At 32.1% G+C, this 17990-nt stretch carries 15 protein-coding genes and 4 pseudogenes; 1 reads left to right on the top strand and 18 read right to left on the bottom strand.

All coding sequences use genetic code 11. The features are described 5' to 3' along the window. Positions 1–338: 338 nt before the first annotated feature. The 16 genes and pseudogenes from WKT05_RS04975 to WKT05_RS04900 form a co-directional block, all read right to left on the bottom strand. Entirely contained in the window at positions 339–1694 is a 1356-nt protein-coding gene (locus WKT05_RS04975; protein WP_340413156.1) for an MATE family efflux transporter, read from the bottom strand. 24 nt (positions 1695–1718) lie between these two features. Then, complete coding sequence (locus WKT05_RS04970) at positions 1719–3113, bottom strand: ABC transporter ATP-binding protein (RefSeq protein WP_340413155.1); 1395 nt, start codon at positions 3111–3113, stop codon at positions 1719–1721. Next, a complete protein-coding gene (locus WKT05_RS04965) occupies positions 3106–3807 on the bottom strand; it encodes an energy-coupling factor transporter transmembrane component T (RefSeq protein WP_340413154.1) in 702 nt (233 codons plus the stop codon). The genes WKT05_RS04970 and WKT05_RS04965 overlap by 8 nt, the downstream gene beginning before the upstream one ends. Before the next feature lie 19 nt (positions 3808–3826). Continuing rightward, positions 3827–4414 carry an MptD family putative ECF transporter S component gene (locus tag WKT05_RS04960; RefSeq protein WP_009525612.1) on the bottom strand — a complete coding sequence of 196 codons (588 nt, stop codon included), beginning with the start codon at positions 4412–4414 and terminating at the stop codon, positions 3827–3829. Positions 4415–4433: 19 nt separating this feature from the next. Beyond that, on the bottom strand, positions 4434–5027 hold the full coding sequence (locus WKT05_RS04955; protein WP_340413153.1) for a TetR/AcrR family transcriptional regulator: 594 nt from the start codon (positions 5025–5027) through the stop codon (positions 4434–4436). Positions 5028–5125: 98 nt separating this feature from the next. Beyond that, positions 5126–6973 (bottom strand): annotated as a pseudogene (locus WKT05_RS04950) (DUF4368 domain-containing protein). Positions 6974–7013: 40 nt separating this feature from the next. Then, positions 7014–7739 (bottom strand): annotated as a pseudogene (locus WKT05_RS04945) (type IV secretory system conjugative DNA transfer family protein); the annotation flags it as partial. Positions 7740–7867: 128 nt separating this feature from the next. Then, a complete protein-coding gene (locus WKT05_RS04940) occupies positions 7868–8305 on the bottom strand; it encodes a hypothetical protein (protein WP_106459980.1) in 438 nt (145 codons plus the stop codon). After that, on the bottom strand, positions 8292–8513 hold the full coding sequence (locus tag WKT05_RS04935) for a helix-turn-helix transcriptional regulator (RefSeq protein WP_106459979.1): 222 nt from the start codon (positions 8511–8513) through the stop codon (positions 8292–8294). The genes WKT05_RS04940 and WKT05_RS04935 overlap by 14 nt, the downstream gene beginning before the upstream one ends. A gap of 80 nt (positions 8514–8593) precedes the next feature. Beyond that, the gene (gene mobQ, locus WKT05_RS04930; RefSeq protein WP_340413152.1) at positions 8594–10054 is read right to left on the bottom strand and encodes a MobQ family relaxase; all 1461 of its coding nucleotides are present in this window, start codon (positions 10052–10054) and stop codon (positions 8594–8596) included. A 240-nt stretch (positions 10055–10294) separates the two neighbouring features. Beyond that, on the bottom strand, positions 10295–10600 hold the full coding sequence (locus tag WKT05_RS04925; RefSeq protein ID WP_340413151.1) for a DUF3847 domain-containing protein: 306 nt from the start codon (positions 10598–10600) through the stop codon (positions 10295–10297). Between the two features lie 90 nt (positions 10601–10690). After that, positions 10691–11461, bottom strand: coding sequence for an alpha/beta fold hydrolase (locus tag WKT05_RS04920; protein WP_340413150.1), 771 nt, complete (start codon positions 11459–11461; stop codon positions 10691–10693). 29 nt (positions 11462–11490) lie between these two features. Then, a pseudogene (locus tag WKT05_RS04915) lies at positions 11491–11772 on the bottom strand (DNA alkylation repair protein); the annotation flags it as partial. A gap of 47 nt (positions 11773–11819) precedes the next feature. Then, positions 11820–13199, bottom strand: a complete 1380-nt coding sequence (locus WKT05_RS04910) for an MATE family efflux transporter (protein ID WP_340413149.1) — start codon at positions 13197–13199, stop codon at positions 11820–11822. A 1-nt stretch (position 13200) separates the two neighbouring features. Next, positions 13201–15675, bottom strand: a complete 2475-nt coding sequence (locus tag WKT05_RS04905; RefSeq protein ID WP_340413148.1) for a PEP/pyruvate-binding domain-containing protein — start codon at positions 15673–15675, stop codon at positions 13201–13203. Between the two features lie 23 nt (positions 15676–15698). Continuing rightward, the gene (locus tag WKT05_RS04900) at positions 15699–16295 is read right to left on the bottom strand and encodes a TetR/AcrR family transcriptional regulator (protein WP_340413147.1); all 597 of its coding nucleotides are present in this window, start codon (positions 16293–16295) and stop codon (positions 15699–15701) included. Between the two features lie 447 nt (positions 16296–16742). On the opposite strand from WKT05_RS04900, the pseudogene WKT05_RS04895 reads away from it, so the two are divergent. Beyond that, positions 16743–16952 (top strand): annotated as a pseudogene (locus WKT05_RS04895) (plasmid mobilization protein); the annotation flags it as partial. 155 nt (positions 16953–17107) lie between these two features. Here WKT05_RS04895 and WKT05_RS04890 read toward each other — a convergent pair. Beyond that, complete coding sequence (locus tag WKT05_RS04890; protein ID WP_340413146.1) at positions 17108–17746, bottom strand: DUF4435 domain-containing protein; 639 nt, start codon at positions 17744–17746, stop codon at positions 17108–17110. Continuing rightward, complete coding sequence (locus WKT05_RS10640) at positions 17734–17985, bottom strand: DUF4435 domain-containing protein (protein WP_445323182.1); 252 nt, start codon at positions 17983–17985, stop codon at positions 17734–17736. The genes WKT05_RS04890 and WKT05_RS10640 overlap by 13 nt, the downstream gene beginning before the upstream one ends. Between the last annotated feature and the right edge of the window lie 5 nt (positions 17986–17990).

Below are 17990 nucleotides of genomic sequence, written 5' to 3'. Positions count from 1 at the left end.
GAAGAGATCAATCGTCAACCACGTAAATGCTTAAACTGGAAAACGCCCTATGAAGTTTACCATTCAGTAGAGTTGCACTTGACTTGACAATTCAAGGAATAAAAAAAGGAGGACTTCTACACTTTGGCGTAAAATGTCCTCTGAATTGAAAAGAGTTTACCTTTTCTTTAGATGTATTTAATTGTTTGAGAGAATAGACAACTATAAGGCAAATAGAAATTTTTATTATTTATTTCTTTTGTATATAAAGGTTTTTCATATTGATCACCAATCCCTTATAGTTAAATAATGTTCATACATCAAACCTTTCTCATTTTTTCTTTTGTCTTTTGAGCTACCTAACTTTTTGTAATTTGTTGTTTTCCCATTTTCCTAAGTTCATTAAGCATTAAAAACAGCCCAAACATAATCATACTAAAGTCTACGATAGGTTCTGTCCACCAAACTGCTGACGCTCCAAATGCCTTTGGAAATAATAATATTGCAGGAATAAATAAAACTAACTGTCTAAGCATTACAATCATACCTGCTTTTTTCCCATCTCCTATGGATTGGAAAAATGTAAGTGTCATAATCATAATTCCATATAAGATGAATGTAGAATAAAACATCTTAAAATTTACAACACCAACTTCAATAATCTCCCTTCTCACACTGAATAATGATAGTAATTTTTCTGAACAAAACATTGATGGTATCCATGAAGCTGCTGCAAGAATTGTTGCACCATACATAAAAATCTTCATCGTATCTTTTACTCTTCCGTATTGTTTCGCTCCGAAATTAGCTCCAATAACAGGTTGTAACCCTTGACTCATCCCCCACAATGGAATAAAGGAAAACATATATAATCTCATTGTAGCAGACATCAAAATTCCCCAATCATCTCCTCCATACGCAAAGGCTTGCTTAAACAAAAATGTTTGCTGTACTGCAAATAAAATTTGCATCATCATTGCTGAACTTCCTATACTGAACATTTCGCTATAAATTGCCTTGTATTTTTGAATTTTATGGATACCCACAAAAGCACTTTTCTTTGAAAAATAACTGAAAGTCAATATAGCTTGTACAATTTGAGATATAACAGTGGCAATAGCCGCACCTTCAATCGCATATTCTCCCATTAACTTCATAAAAATAGGGTCTAAAATGATATTTAATATAGCTCCTGCTCCCATAATCTTCATAGATTGCTTTAATGCACCTTCACCACGCATTGTCATATTGCCGGCTTGAGCAAAATTCACAAATATTGAGCCGAAGAAAACTACTCTTAAATATCTCACACCAAGTTCTTTAATATTTCCTTTAGCTCCTACCAAATCTAAAAAATGAGGTGCAAAAACTAAACCCAATATTGTAATAATTACAGAGAAAAATATTACCCAGTAACAAAAATTCCCGAATATTTTATCTGTTGTTTCTTTGTCCCCTTTTCCAATCGCTCTCGATAGTATTGAGGCACTGCCGACTCCTATCAATGCCGATATTCCACCATTGATTATTGTTAAAGACATGGATACACTAATGGCTGACATAGCATAATCACCAATGAGCCATCCTGCAAACACACCATCCATAAATGGATACAATCCTATGACAATCATCCCGATTATTCCGGGAATTGCCAACTTAAATAACAGTTCTTTAGGACTTTTTGTTAATAGTTGTGTTTTCATATCTTCTTTCATCGTATCATTCTCCTTTACCTATATTTATTTCACAAACTCATATACTTTTCCATTACATCTATCTATAAATTCATAATCGTGTGTGATTATGATAATTATCTTTCCTTGTTCGGTCATTTTATTAAGAAATACAATCAAAATATCCATCTGCCTTTTACATAGTCCGCTTGTCGGTTCATCGAAAATTACGATAGGCTTCTTGCTTAGCATTGACATAGCAAGTAATAATCGTTGTTTTTCACCTCCTGATAATGAATTTGGGTGCATTTCTTTTTTATCAAATAAGTCTACCATCCTCAAAATTTCATTTTTTAATTCATCCTCTTTAGTAATAGTTGAAATTTCTTGCCATACAGATTCTGTAAAAAGTTGATAATTAACATCTTGCATAATCGCAAAAATATTTTCACATCGTTTTTTTACTTTTACTCCGTTATAAAACACCTCTCCTGTTCCTCTTGTCAGCCCCATCAGCAAATTGATAAAAGTGCTTTTCCCAACACCATTTTGACCAATGATGAAATTGATACCGGATTCAAAGGCAATACTGAAGTCAAAGATTTCCTTTCTTTCATATTTTTTTTTGAAATTCAAACAAGACAATGCTTTACAATCAAGATCTGAAGAATTTTTCTTTAACACTTCTACTTGCTTATATTTCCTGCTTAAAAAATTGTTTTTAGAAATCGCATTAAAACTCCTTAGATTGTGTTTTTCAGAAACCTGTTCAAAGAAATCATCACAAAACTGCTCTTTTGTGTATTCTTTATAAGTTCCATTTTCTATCACACACAATTTATCAAGCATATCTTTCAGATAAAACAATCTATGCTCCACAATGATGATAATTTTCTTTCTTTTTTTCAGTTCCATAATGGCATTCTGTAAATGCTCTATTGCAACCTGATCTAAGGAAGATGAGGGTTCATCCAACAAGATAATTTCATTTTCAGAAATCCCGCAAGCTGTTACTGCAATCAACTGCTTTTCGCCTCCAGATAGCTCAAAGATATTTCTGTCCAATAATTCTTTTGTACCTAAAACCTCTGAATAATACCTAATTTTATCTAAAATCAAATTCTTATCTATGTTTCTATTTTCTAACTGAAAAGCCAGTTCATCGGTTGAATTGATACAATAAAATTGTGTTTTAGGATTTTGAAACACTGTGGATATAAATTTAGATCGTTCCAATATCGTCAAGCCAAACAGTGATTTTCCGTTAAATACAATATCTCCTTCTAATTCTGCATTATTGTATTCCGGAATAATTCCATTGATAACTTTTAGTAAGCTACTTTTTCCTGTTCCTGAATGTCCTGTAATGACGGTTACTTCACCGGGTTTGAAAACCATATTTATATTTTTCAATATGCTTTCACCGTCAAAACTCACTGTTAAATTTTGTAATTCAAGCATATTTCCCCCTCATATACAGATAGATTATCCATACCATTATTGAGAAAAATATATAATCCATAAGTCCCATATATGTTTCACTAATACTTGTCCTCTTTTGATTTACAGCCAACCCTTTCGTCATAGCTGATACCGTCAAATCGTCTGCTGCTTTTGACAGGCACATCAATAATGGCACAAATCTATATTCAAATAATAAAATCGGACTCTTTATTAACTTTTTAAGCGTCAATCCTCTCAAACGCATAGCCTTTTTTATATTACTATAATCAATCCTTGCAGCATAAAAGAAACGTACCATTACCGTCAAGGGAATGGCTATTTCATCAGGACATTTCATTTTTTTTAATGAGTAAATGCTTTCTCCAACATTTGATGTAAGTATGGTATATCTCCCCATCAAAAATGCGGGGAGAATTTTTTTAATAACCATCACTATTATCAATAAAATTGCAACCACAGGATTGTAATTAAGCCCTATCAGAAATTTATCAGTAGCATAAACAAACAAAAGAGTAGCCACTCCAATAATAGCTACTCTTTTATATTTTGCGTTAATTAAAAGTATTATCGGAATTGTGGATATTAAAATGGCTTGCACGAAATACTTTGTTTGAATATTGCCTAATACCATCACATATGAAAGAACTATCGTCATAAAAAGTTTTGTGCGAAAATCAAGTTTGATTATCATCCTAACTCTCCATGAAATCTTATTTTTCCATACCGGTTTTTTTGAAGTGTTTTTTTAGAAATGCCATTCCAATGCTACAACCTATATATGCACCGATAATTCCTACTATTGCCATTACAACAATAATCCAATTTGGCATAACACTAAGCATCTTATCAATGAACTCTTGATCGTATCCTTGTTCTAACATTTGCTTAATATATTCATTTCTTGATATAAAAATTGGAAGCCAATTACCTAACGTGCAAAGAGGAGCAATTGAAAATGCCAATCTTGCTTTCTTTACATTGGTATATTCTCCTGATTTCAAAATTATTTCAGCAATAATACCGGCGATAACAGCCGTTAATAATGCCCAAGGTCCATGTCCCATAGCAACATATATCAATGCAATCAATAATGATTGAATAAAAATCATTCCTCTTTTTTTAATCTTGGTAGAATATAGCATATTTACAGGTCCTACCAAAACTCCCTGTGCAAATGGGACAACCGGCATTAAAACCGGAACCATTGCTAAAAATGATCCAATCATCATAAATATGAATCCTAATACGGAAAATAATCCTATATTGATTAAATCCTTTACCTCTAATCGTTTGCTCATTTGAAACCTCCTATTTGTTTTAATTTTTCTTTTCTACATCAACAATATAATTTATCATTGTTTCTTTTATATATCGTTTATGCTCGCTATAAGACTTTCTCGCACCTAAAATTTCTGAACTTAATATCAATCCATTGATATAATTCACTAAAAAACCGTCACCAAATATATCTGCTCTAATTCCAAGCTGCTTGGCGATTAAACTTAGCTCATTAGTCGTATTAAGTTTCAATTCTTGATACAACTTTTCCAAATCCTCATTATATTTTTTTGCCTGTAAAAGGAGCGTATATAATCTCATCAAATCTGTATCAGCCAGTGACTTATCAACCAAAATATCACCCATTTGCTGATATTTATCTTTGCCTCGATTATTTCCCAAATACTCATTTATCAAGCTGTTTCTGTAATCATTACCATCAAGCATTAAGTCTTTAAGCATTTCATTTGTACTTGCATAATGATGATAAACACCCCCTCTACTCATACCTATCTCTGTAATGACATCTTCCATCGTTGTGCTTTGAAAGCCTTTTGTTAAAAAACATTTTTTTGCAGCTTCTCTAATTTTCTTTTTTTTGATTTGTCCTACTTTTTGTTTTTCTTCTTTCAAAATGAAGACCTCTTTTCTACTCAACAGATAAAAACCGACAATGTCGTCGGTTTTTATTATATGCTATATGATAGTTAATGTCAACTAACTATTGTATATCATTTTTGTTTTTTAAATATTTTTCTATACTCACTTACCGGTATCCCTGTTCTTTTCAAACTCTTTAGCTTTTCCTGTTTTTTCTCCTCTCTCCTTGCCTTATATCTATCCTCATATTCTTTTTGCTTGCCGCTTGCTTTACGCTTAAAGTAGCTTTGATGAAGTCTGTTTTTTCTTGCCCTTTCTTTTTCTTCCTCCTCCCTTAATTTCTGCATTTCTTCTTCGGATAATTCTTCTTTCGGCGGTGCATAGTTGCCGATAAAGTTGAAGTAGATTTCGACTTTCTGATTGGCGGTTTGACTGCCTTTTCGATCTCGTTCGTGGACTAAGATTTTTTCTACAAACTCGTTAATGATAGTCGGTGTCAGTTCGTCAAAGTTATCATAGCGTTCAATCAACCGGATAAACTTTTTGGCTCTGTCGGTTTCTTTTTCGTATCGCTTGATGGCTTTTTCCAACTCATCGATTTCTTTACTAAGTTCCCTTTGCTCGGTTTCATACTGATTATTTAAGATTTCATATCGGTTATTCGGTATCTTCTCCAATATCATATCTTCGTATATTCGACACATTAAGCATTCCAATTCCTGAAGTCTGTTTTTACTATCTATGAGCCTTGTCCTTTTCTTTTCCATTTCCATTTTTTCGCTTTCTTCCATTTCGTTTTGATATGGAATGGAGAAAGGCTTCGTTATCTTCATCAAGGCTTTTCTTAATGTCTTGTAAGGTGCTTTGAATGAGATTTAAGACTGCTTCTGCTTTTATCCTGTGAGCGGATGGACAAAGTGTCCCGCAAGGTACTTTTTTGTAAGCACTTCAAGTATAATATGGGATATTCTTGTAATTATTTGTTCTATGCACATACATCTTGCTTCCACAATCGGCACAATACATCAGTCCTGTAAGGGAATGGTATTCTCCCCAACCATCAGGATGCCTTTTTACATTTCCTCCTATCCTTTGAACATTGTCAAATGTTTCTTGGTCTATACTTGGCTCGTGGGTATTTTCAAATATCAACCAGTTATCTTCAGATACGCATTTACTTTTCTTGTCTTTGAAATGTTTTCTTGTTTTGAAATTGACTGTATGCCCTAAGTATTCCTGTTTCTTTAAGATACTTGCAATCGTGGAGCTGCACCAACGATACGGATATTCAAACACTTTTTTTGATGTAGTCCATATCCCAATTTCTGCTGATGATAGGCGGGTATATCTATCTTGTCGGCTTCTAATATTCTTGCGATGGCATAGGGTCCTTTTCCGTCCATCGTCAGATGGAATATTCTTCGGACAACTTCTGCTGCTTTCTCGTCGATAATCCACTGATTTTTATCGTCCTTGTCTTTGATATATCCATAGGGTGGACTGCTTCCTGTATGCTTTCCGCTTTCGCCTTTGGCTTTGAATGTGGACTTGATTTTCCTTGAGGTATCTCTTGCATACCACTCATTCATAATGTTTCGAAAAGGAGTAAAATCATCGTCTTTGTAAAAGCTGTCTACATTGTCGTTTATGGCAATGAGTCTTACTCCCTTTTGTCTTAATATCTCCATACATTGACCGACTTTGAGGTAATCTCTGGCAAGTCTTGACATATCCTTTACGATGATACAACCGATATTTCCTTGATTAACTCCGTTCATCATTGCCATAAAGCCCGGACGATCAAACTGTGTTCCGCTGATTCCGTCATCGGTAAAATGAATGATGTTCTCCAAATGATTTTTCTTTGCGTATTCTTCCAAAATTTTCTTTTGATTGACGATCGAATTGCTCTCGCCTTGTAGTTCATCATCTCGGCTTAACCTCTCATACAAAGCGGTTATTTTCTCATAATTTCTCACGATTACCTCCTTTCGCTCAAATTCTTCAATAAAAAAAGAATTAAGCAAAACATTTTTCACTCAAATAGTGATGAAGTGTTCTTCTTAATTCTATTACTCCAGCAGCCAATTTGTACTTTTTATATTGCTTCACCGCAAAGTGTGTCGGTTCTTTCTTTTCCAATGCTTCAAAGAGTCTATCAATCGGATTCATGTAGGTTTCATCATCTTCTCTTACTTCTGAAGCGTCTATCATATCAAGCAGTGTTGCAAAGTTCTTTTCTTCTCTTGGAGCCTCATACCAGATGTAACCGATAAGTGCCGTATAGTAGAGTTTCTCAGCTTTCACCCAAAAGTCCTCACCTGCTTTTTCTCCCTCGCCCTTCGTGTTTGCGATGATTGTCTGAACGAGTTTTAAAATATCTTTTTCTGATCGAAGATAAGCAAATGGATTGTATTTCATAGATTTTTTAAAGTTTATTGTATTTAAAATCTTTATATCATATCCATTTTCATAAAGCATTTTCCCACACTCTAACACAAGTGTACCTTTAGGGTCTGTTACTACATAGGAAGAGTGCATTTGCATTAGATTTGGCTTTACATAAAATCTTGTCTTACCTGATCCAGAACCACCTATTACTAATACATTTTTATTTCTAGCGTATTTAGGGTTTTTAGGCCTTGAGTTCATTGTTAGTCTTTCGGTATTAGTTATAAGAACATTGTTTTCAAACTTAGGGTCAATGTATGGAGCAATATCCTTGCTTTCTCCCCAGGAAGCGTTTTGTCAAGTACCTTTTTATATTTATGGACGCTTGTCCTATACGGAATTTTAACTTTTAGTGAAAGAAAAACAGTAAACCTTTTTTGATTTACTGTTTTCATAAAACATATTTTCTTGACTATTATTTCTCATTCATATTTTTTTAATAAGCTGTTGAATACAATTACTCCTATACAAATTTGACTAATTAAATATGCTCCTAAGTATACTACAATGTGTTCGGTATCCATAATATCTAATACACCAAGAATTGAATACACCATGATAGAAATAGCTATAATCAACATTCCAATCCAATAAGTATATTTTCCTGCTTTATCCCTCAATTTTTGTTTTAGTTCATCTTGCTGTTCTATTTCTTCAATCTCCAATTTTTGTTGATACTTTTCCTTATTCTTTTGCCAATAAAAATATCGAGTTATAGTAACTATGCCACTACCTCCCAAAGCACCTGTCATACCATAAAATATCCCTGACATCTTATTGTCAAAAGCAATAGCTACATACAATGATATTCCGGCTAATATAATGTAAATTAGACCATAAATTAGATTACTTTTTTTCATGATTTTCCTCCTTTTCATAAGTAAATACTTCCTCTATTGTCTTGTTGAAATAAAGTGCTATTTCAAATGCTAAATCTAAAGATGGATTATATTTACCATTTTCTATCGCACTAATAGTCTGCCTTGAAACTCTTAATTCTTTTGCAAATTCTTCTTGAGTTAAACCATTCAGTTTTCTCAGTTCATCTAAATTGTTTTTCAAACACACCACCTTCCTTTTATCAAGTTTCCTTTACATTATAATTGTAACTTCTTTTCTTCATATTGTCAGGTTTCCTTTACAAAAAATCATAACCCTATCTCGTTACTTTTTACCTGTGATAGTTCCTTTGAATGCTCCTGTAACTGCTCCATACAGGTTTTAACTTTTTCTGCCTGTGCTACTTCTTCTCGTATCTCTAATATTTGATTGTATAGGCTCTTTTTCTCTTTCTTCAAAGTGGCAACTTCTGATTTCCATTTACTGATGGCTAAGGTTTTACTTTCTCCTAAATGGTCTTTCAAATATTTCTTAGCACTTTCAAATAAAATGAGTTCTGCTGTATGCTCATTATAAAAATCTTCCTGTCTGCTTTTCTTAGTTTGGGTATAGGCTTTGTAGGTATCCTTGTACTTCAAATATTTTTCTGACTGGTCTATGAGTTGCGTTTTTTCATCAATCTTCTTCTCGGTATCTTTTAAGGCTCTTGTGGTCTTATAGTTCTTATCTCTAAGGATAACTATATTTTCTTTAAGCTCGGATAATGAAGTGATGTTTTTCTCTTTGAGTAGCTGATAACTTTCAATATATTTCTCTAAGTCTGCATTATTCTTATCTGCGTTTTTACGGATAAGATTTTCCAAAACTGATAACAGATTTTCTTTGGTTGGGAGGGTAGACTTTATATTTTCATTTTCTACTTTTTCTTCTTTTCCTATTCCTCTTATCCAACTTAACAAGGCTTTTATTCTTCTTGAGATTTCTCTTAAAATCATATTTTGATGTTTGATTTCTCGGTTGATATTTCCTCTGTCGGTGGCTATGCTTTTCTTTTCCATTTGAGTAGCCGATACTCCTAAATGAATGGTCGGTATTTGCTCTATGCCCTGTCTTTCATAAGAACGGTGATCCACTTTTTCTTGTATACTGTTTTCTTCCAAATATTTGTTTGTAATATCTGCCCATGCATTTCGCCACTCTTCTGCTTTGTCTTGCTCATTCCAATCTGTTGTATTGATTTTTCTTGTTTTGTAATTGCCGTTTTTGAGTTTTACTTTTTCTCCGTTTTCATCAAGGATATATTCCTTTTTTGATTTTGCTCCCCATGTTGTATCTTCATTTAGTGGTCGCATGGTAAGTAGGATATGTGCGTGTGGGTTTCCGTCATTTTTATCGTGTATAGCAATGTCGGCACACATACCTATTTTTACAAAATTTTCTTTTACATACTCTCTTACAAGCTCTATCTGTTTTTCTCTATTTAATTCTTTAGGCAATGCAATTTCTATTTCTCTTGCAAGCTGTGAGTTTTTACTTTTTTCTATTTTCTCGACACTGTTCCATAAGACAGAACGGTTTGAAAATTCTTCAGGTGCATTTTGCGGTAATAGAATTTCGGTATAGGCTATTCCGCCTTTTCTTGTAAAGTCATGGACTATTCCGTCATATTCGTTTTTTATCTTTTCGCCACTACGATAGGCGGAAGCTGCTACTGCACTTTTGCCTTTTCCTCTTGAAATAATCTTTATACTAAGATGATATATAGCCATAAGAAAAAACCTCCTCTCTTTTTTAATGTGGGGACGATGGCGATGATAAAGACTTACTAAAAAAAATCGGATTGCTTTTTATCCGATTTCTTTTAGGAAGTACACAAGGGGTAGGAAATTTATTTCCGTAGGGGAGTGTAGATCCCCTGTATCAGCGTTAGCTGATATGCCCTCTGCAAGAGCCTTCGGAGAACGCACGCGCCTGTTAAGGTGTATATGTGCGCCCTTGTAAACAAGGGACTATTCCACTGTTTCCATTTCTTCCTCTTGATTTTCGCTTTCTTCTCGCTTCTCTATGATTTTTAAGATTTTTTGATTGATTGCTTCTTTGATAGTTGAAAATGAGATTAGTTGATAGAATTCATCTTTTGTAAAATCCTTGCTTTCGGTAAAGATACTTTCAAAGACTGCTCCTTTTTCATAAAGCCTTTTATCCCTCTTTTTGCGTTCTTCCTGTTTCTGTTGATTGATGAGCTTTTTTCTTTTGTTTTGTAACTGCTTGATTTCTTCTTCTGCCATTAAAATTTTTTCATCTATGTTTTTCATTTTCTGTTTTCCTTTCTTCTTAATTTTGAGCAAGAAAAAAACAGTAAACCTTTTTTGATTTACTGTTCTGTGTTAGTTTTTATTAAATTATCAATTAGTTAAAAATGGATTAACCAGTTTTATCCACTCTAATGGTAAATACGCTGATAAATATCCATGATTATAACCTTTAGCTTCGTAGAGAATACAATCAGGATGCATTTTTTGAAATAGCTTAGCCGATTCCTTAACGCAACCCATTTCTTTTTCACCATAAATATATAGAACCTGCGCTTTGCTTTCTGTAATAGAATATTTAAGCCTATATTCTCCCATATATGTTTGATACATAGTCACCAATGTTTTAATCGGCATCCTTGGCATATCCTCCATATAATAGCCTTCTATTTCTTCCGAATAAGCCATATTGGGATACATTTTTTTCATTAAACTCAACTGAATTTTACATGCATATTTGCTAAACATAAGTTTTCCGAATAATTTTACAATAATTGTACTAACCCTTGCCAGCTTGGGCTGAGGAATACAAATACTACCATCTATTATTGCTTTCTGAGCTATATCACTATTTAGCGATAATAACTCAATGGCAATTTGACCTCCCAAAGAAACACCTCCCACAGCAAACAATTTTCCATCGCAATTGTTTTTTATATAGTCCATAATTTGATGTGCGGAATTTTCAGTTGAAATATACTCTTTTTGATATTCTTCTCCATGACCATCAAGTGTTGGTAAAATCACATGATATGTATCGGATAATATACGAGCTTGCCGAAGATAATTCCACCAGGAATTACCTCCGCCGTGTATCAATAATATATGTGGAAATTTTTTATCACCAAATTCATGAATTATCATATTCCAAAACCTCTACAAACTCAAATTTGTTAGCTAATAAGTTTACTCGCTAACTTATACACTTGATTTATTTCTTTGTTTTCTAACTTCCAGTTATTGAGTTCAGCCTTAATTAACTCCGGCAATTTTTTGCTAATATCCCTTAAAGCATTTCCTACTGATTTCCTAACATATTCACTCGTATCTTCTTTTAAGTTGGCAATTCGTCTAATAGCTTCATTCGGATTATCTTTGAAATATGGTCTGCTCGTCCATATTCTCAGTCCCTCTGTAACTGCTCTCCTTGTATTAGGATTATTATTTTTTAACCATTATATAACACATATCGATAACCTCCACTATTTAATTTCTTGCTTTCTTAGGCACATTTTTGCTCTTTTCTACTAATTGTATTCATACCTCTAACAACAATAATTGCTAAGAAAAAAGACAATATGTCAGAAACGGGTTGGAGCAAATATATCCCAAACTTCCCATATAAATTAGTAAGTAAATATAAAAGAGGGATGTAGAAAATACCTTGCCTTGAAATCGAAATTATCAACGACCAAAAGTATTTCCCTATATTTTGCATTAACATACTACTTATCGCATAATAGGCTAACAAAGGAATGGATATACATTGCATTCTAAGAATTTGTACTCCTATAGAGATAACTTCTCTGTCCTTCGACATCAATGTAATTAAATACTCTGAAAAAATATATATCACTACTGTTGAGATAACCAAAAATCCTGTGCCAATAACAGCTGTCAATTTAAATGACAATCTAACTCTATCATATTCTTTTGCTCCATAATTCATTGCACAAATAGGTTGAAATCCTTGCCCCCATCCAATCATAATCATATAAGCTATGGCAACTATTCTTGAACTTACGGTTAATGCTGCAATAATACTGTCCCCAAAGCTTGCTGCAACTCTATTCAATAAAATGAGGGAAACACTTGTAATTGCTTGCCTAGAAAAGTTAGGCATTCCTCCTACAAGAATATGGTATATGCGTTCTTTACTACATTTGACATTTTTCAAAGAAACAGGAATATTACCATTTCTTTTCGCCAACATAGTAAGTGAAATACAAGCAATTATTTGCCCTGTCAACGTTGCAATTCCAGCTCCAACAAACCCGAACTTGAATATAAACATAAATACAGGATCAAGAACCATATTGCTGAACATTCCTAAAAGTAAACCTGTCATTCCATCTTTTACATTTCCACAAAGCCTCAGTTGATTATAAATAGTAATAGAATACAGACTAAATGGAACGCTTATTATAATCACCTTTAAATACTGAGTAGTAAATTCAAATAAGTTAACAGAAGCATTCCCACCAATGAACTTTGTCAAGTCTGATATAAAAATCCATGACATTATAGCTATCAAAAATCCACTTATAATAGAAAATGCTATTCCTATGGAAGAAATAATTGTCGCCTCTTCTTCATCTTGTTCTCCAAGTTTTTTAGACATAATATTACCGCTACCATATCCAAACCAAAAACCAATAGCCTGAATAATACTCACGAAGCTAAAAACAACACCAATAGCGGCCGTCATCGATTTATCATTTAAAAGTCCGACAAAAAAAGTGTCTGTCAAATTATAAATAACCATAATTAGCATACCAACAATTGTTGGAACAGACATTTTTACTATCAAAGGTAAAAGTGGTTCACTTAAAATCTTTTGCCTTCTCAATTCTTTTTGATCTATTTGATTTTTTGATTTCATATCAGCAACCTTTGACCTCGCCGGTATTACCATCTACTTGTATGGTATCTCCATCTTTGAATTTAGTAGTTGCAAAACCAACTCCAAGAACTGCCGGTATATTATATTCTCTTGCAACAATTGCAGCATGGCTCAAAGCAGAACCTGTATCTGCCACAACAGCACTTGCCAGCTTAAATAATGGAGTCCATTCAGGATCTGTAAGATGACAAACTAATATATCTCCTTTTTTCATTTTATAAAATTCTTTGGGACTATTTATTAGACACACCTTTCCAACTGCAATGCCAGTGCTTCCGCTTACTCCTTTTAAGACATCACCATCTGTTTTAAAAATCAATAACTTTGAAGCTTCCCAAACTTTTACTGCTAAAGGAAATTTTTCGTTTCTCCTATTTATTTTTTCCTTATCTGATTCATTTAAATTACCTCTGTTAATTACTTCCAACAGTTCTTTATGAAAAAGATTAGCCACTCCAGTTTCTATATTTTCATCACCCAAGAGTATAAAGTTAATTCTTTTAACACACTTTCTCACATAATAAAATAGTGTTTCCCACAAATATTGACTTTCTTCACGAACCACATGAAAATATCTAAAATATTTTATCTGTTTTTCTACATCCTGATACTTTCTACCATAGATTTCCTTTACGCTCTCCATAAGCTTAGAAAAATCCTTTATATCGTTACTTTCATTACTATTTACATTTAATATAGGTCGTAATATATTTATCAGCCTATCAGGATCCTCAAGAAATGTTTTTGCAGATAAACAATAACAGTTATAATCAGATTTAAAGCCATTATCTTTCATAAACTTATCTGATATATTCTTAAAATAATTGTACTTTTTATATAATTCCTTAAAATTATCTCCGGAAATTATTGCTTTTTTTAAAGCTTCATTTTTTCTTATCTCACGAGCCATTTTATAGACATCATTTGTAACCACTGATGTTTTATTATCTAAGTCCCAATAAAAATCAAATGATGAATGATTGCTATTTACTTTTTTTATTATTTTGGTAAATTTCTTGCTATTTAAAACTGATGGAAATAATGCATATTTGAATCTATCATAAGCAAGCTTTTGCAAAAGAACATAACTTTCTTCTAAGAAATTTCCACACTCCGTTAATGTCATATTTTCAAAATTTAAGTGCTTAATTTCTTCTATTTCAACTTCATATATATTCATAAAATCTTTGCACTTCTTATAACAGAACTCAAAATCTTTCATGTTCTTTAAAATATTAAAAAGTTTAAAAATATTCTTTCCAATTCGCTTTCCGTCATCAGAAAAAGTTTGTATGCCATCATCATTTATAATTGGATTTCTTGGTAAAATAATTCCACCTTCTGACAAAATGTTTACTTTCTGATCATTAATTGCCATCAAATAATCGAAATCAAGGACTCTATGTGCAAAAGGCATTTTTTCTAAAAAGAATGACATCACTTCTTGTGTATCCTTTTTGATTTTTTTACCCTTTATATACTTCTCTATTAAATCATTGCCAGTTATATCATTCTTGGAATTTTTTAATGTGGTAATCGCTCTCGCTTGTAAAATATAGACAATATCATTTTTGATAGCCCATTCAATATCCATAGGCATACCATAGTGTTTTTCAATCTCTAAACCGCACTTCATAAGTTCAAGTGTTTCTCTATCATTTAATGCACGAGTTTTTCTTTTATCAGAGTTTACCGATACTTCAACAGTTTCCTTATCCCCGTATATAATTTGAGTTTCCTTGCTTCCAATATTTACTTCGATTATATTTCCAGATTTGTCAATAATGTAGCTATCCGCTGTAACTCTTCCACTTACAACGCTTTCTCCTAAGCCAAAGCTTGCATTTATTTGCATCTCATTATCTTTTTTGTTTACTGGGTTTACAGTAAATAAAACTCCTGATTTTTCACTCTCTATCATTTCTTGAATAACAACTGCAATAGAAACTGAAGTTTGATCATAACCTTGATGAAATCTATAGCTTACAGCTCTATTCCCCCAAAGTGAAGCATAACAATTACGCACCCCATTTAATACACTTTCAATACCTTGAACATTTAAATAAGTTTCTTGTTGCCCTGCAAAACTAGCATCCGGTAAATCTTCTGCCGTTGCTGAAGAACGCACTGCAACTCTTGTATTATTTCCAAGATTAAAATATTTTTCTCTTATTGCATTTTCCAATTGCTCAGGAAATTTTCCAGACTTTATCTTTCCTCTAAAATGCTCAGCTTCATTTAGAAGTTTTCTTTCATCTACTACTGATTTTTTAATTCCATTCTCAATTAGAATGTCAATCCCATTTACTTTTAAAAAATCTCTATATGCGTCTGCTGTTATAACAAATCCACTTGGAACATTTATTTTAGCCGAAGTCATTTCTCCAAGATTAGCACCCTTACCTCCAGCAACTAATATATCTTCCTTTTTTATCTCATTAAAATCCAGAATCATTGCTATCACCTTCCTTTATTCAATTAAATTTCTATATATTTAAAAACAATGCTTTGTATATAGATATTAAGCACTTCTTCAAAGGTATCTTTATTAAAATGGAAATAATTTGAACATAGAACGAAGCTGCCAACAAAGGCATTTGATAAGCCTTGCTTATCTACGCTTTTTACTACATTATTTTTGTACCAATAATCTATTAACCTATCCAAAAAATCCCCATATAGATGTTCTACTCTATTCACTTTCTTTGAATCTTGACTTGCAAATATTCTAAATGCCTCTTGATAAATTGGTTGAGTTTTAATTTTCTCAGTCATATCTATTGAATACTTAAAAATTACCTCTGAAATGAATTTTTTAGGATTCGTAAGTGAATTTGAAAACTCTTTTTCAATGTTCTCCAATTTTTGTATTGACCTATATGCCATTAAGTCAATGACAAGAGATTCTTTATCTTTCCAAAAATTATAGAAACTCCCTTGAGCTATTCCGACTCTTTTTGTCAATTCCGAAATACTAAGTGATTTTGTACCTTTCTCATGAAATAAATCAAGAGCGGTTTCCATAATACTTTCTTTGATTTTTATCTTTTCTTCTTCTGTAAATGCCTTTCCCATATTTTTATCCTCCAAAAGTAGTTTATTTTTTCTGTGAATTTCTATCTTTTTATTCATAGATATTATAACTCTGTCAACAGTGAAAATCAATGAATATTATTTTTTATATTCACTGGCTGTCTAGAATTGAATAGATCGTTATAATTAGGCATAGTATAGTTATTAATTGATATCTAGCTTAATGCTTGTTTTACAAATCATTCTTTTGTAGCAAGCACAGTAAGTGTGCGGACGCTTACGAAAAAATTAATGGAGCAGCCCTTTACGGAATGCTCCATTTTTTTACGCACCTAACCACACGAAAGTTTACTTAAGTGTTTGGTAGGTGCTATGCAAGGACTTCCCAAGAGCTAATATAGTTAGCGATTGGTTGAAGCCTACTGCTAATTTTAACCTTGTTAGGGAAAACCCTAAGACCCCGAAATATATTTTATAAAGGAGAATAAAATGGCAAATAGATTTAGAAATGAAAGGATAGAAATAAAACTAACTAAGGAAGAAAAAGAAGCTTTTGAAAAGAAAATGAAACTTGCAAACTGCAAAACTATGTCCCACTTTCTTAGGAAATGTGTATTAGAAAAAGAGATTTATGTAGTAGATTTAGAACCATTTCGAAACCTACAATGGCTGCTTTCAAATGCAACAAACAATGTAAATTAGATAGAATTGTTATATAAATTTCAAATTTAAATAATTAAAGAATTTTGTTTTTGGTTCAGCAAACTATTATCATAAAAAAACTTAAAAATACATATTTCTTATTTAAAAATGTTTTTTCTTATTTTAATATTCTAGAAATATTATAGCTGCTATTACACGGATAATCTTTCTCTAATATAAGAAATCAATTCTGGTGGTGTATCTGCATATGCAGACAATTCTGAAATTATGTCATATAAATTAGCATGTATTTTTCTTTTTTTCGAAAAATATTTTCTATTACATTTTTTACCTGCATCTTGAAATACATCTCTAAAAACAGGTGTTAGTGCTTGAGTAAAATACTTCCCTCTTATTTTACTTACTGGATTTAATCTTAAATTTTCTATCTCTTTGTTGATTTCAGACTCTTTAATTTCAAGTGAATTTTTAACTAATTTCTCAAGGACTTCTATTTGACAAATATTCTTAATGGTACTATATTCTTTTAAATTTGACATTTGTATATGCTCAATACCTTGTTTAGATTTTTTGATTTGTAATGAATACCAAGCATTCGCATAAATAATCTCTTCAATAATTTTATCTCTTCTACTTGTTATATGATTATAAACAACTTTAAAGTCTAAATTATCATATTCATTTTCTTCAGAAATCCCAATTACTCCTATTAATATTCTCTTTATTGCAGAATTCGTAAAATAATTATTCTCTATTGAATAGGACGATGTTACATATATGCTATCAGGTATATTTTCATTATTGTCATAATCACGATCTATAAAATACATGTTTTTTTTAAATCTCCAATCGCGGTTTGATTTGAAATCATATTATGAACTGCTATAACATTATTTTTACAATTACAATGAAAAACGCTATATTCTTTATCTAAAATATACGAAGATATTCTACTAATATAATACTTAAAATCATCCTTGCCTTCAAAAAATAAAAATATGTCTTTCTTACTCTTTGAGGTTATATAACTTTGAAAAATAGACTCTATACAGTCAGATTCATTCTCCATAAAAT

Origin of the sequence: Peptoniphilus sp. HCN-40583, assembly GCF_037892835.1 — a bacterium.
Taxonomy (GTDB): Bacteria; Bacillota; Clostridia; order Tissierellales; family Peptoniphilaceae; genus Aedoeadaptatus; species Aedoeadaptatus rachelemmaiella.
This window is presented reverse-complemented; position numbering and strand designations above follow the sequence as displayed.

Excerpts from the sequence above, each read along its gene's own strand:
- WKT05_RS10640 (WP_445323182.1), bottom strand. The coding sequence starts at position 17,985 with ATGGAGAATGAATCTGACTGTATAGAGTCTATTTTTCAAAGTTATATA.
- WKT05_RS04970 (WP_340413155.1), bottom strand. The coding sequence starts at position 3,113 with ATGCTTGAATTACAAAATTTAACAGTGAGTTTTGACGGTGAAAGCATA.
- WKT05_RS04975 (WP_340413156.1), bottom strand. The coding sequence starts at position 1,694 with ATGAAAGAAGATATGAAAACACAACTATTAACAAAAAGTCCTAAAGAA.
- WKT05_RS04890 (WP_340413146.1), bottom strand. The coding sequence starts at position 17,746 with ATGTATTTTATAGATCGTGATTATGACAATAATGAAAATATACCTGAT.
- WKT05_RS04910 (WP_340413149.1), bottom strand. The coding sequence starts at position 13,199 with ATGAAATCAAAAAATCAAATAGATCAAAAAGAATTGAGAAGGCAAAAG.
- WKT05_RS04940 (WP_106459980.1), bottom strand. The coding sequence starts at position 8,305 with ATGAAAAAAAGTAATCTAATTTATGGTCTAATTTACATTATATTAGCC.
- mobQ (WP_340413152.1), bottom strand. The coding sequence starts at position 10,054 with ATGGCTATATATCATCTTAGTATAAAGATTATTTCAAGAGGAAAAGGC.
- WKT05_RS04920 (WP_340413150.1), bottom strand. The coding sequence starts at position 11,461 with ATGATAATTCATGAATTTGGTGATAAAAAATTTCCACATATATTATTG.
- WKT05_RS04965 (WP_340413154.1), bottom strand. The coding sequence starts at position 3,807 with ATGATAATCAAACTTGATTTTCGCACAAAACTTTTTATGACGATAGTT.
- WKT05_RS04960 (WP_009525612.1), bottom strand. The coding sequence starts at position 4,414 with ATGAGCAAACGATTAGAGGTAAAGGATTTAATCAATATAGGATTATTT.
- WKT05_RS04905 (WP_340413148.1), bottom strand. The coding sequence starts at position 15,675 with ATGATTCTGGATTTTAATGAGATAAAAAAGGAAGATATATTAGTTGCT.
- WKT05_RS04925 (WP_340413151.1), bottom strand. The coding sequence starts at position 10,600 with ATGAAAAACATAGATGAAAAAATTTTAATGGCAGAAGAAGAAATCAAG.
- WKT05_RS04900 (WP_340413147.1), bottom strand. The coding sequence starts at position 16,295 with ATGGGAAAGGCATTTACAGAAGAAGAAAAGATAAAAATCAAAGAAAGT.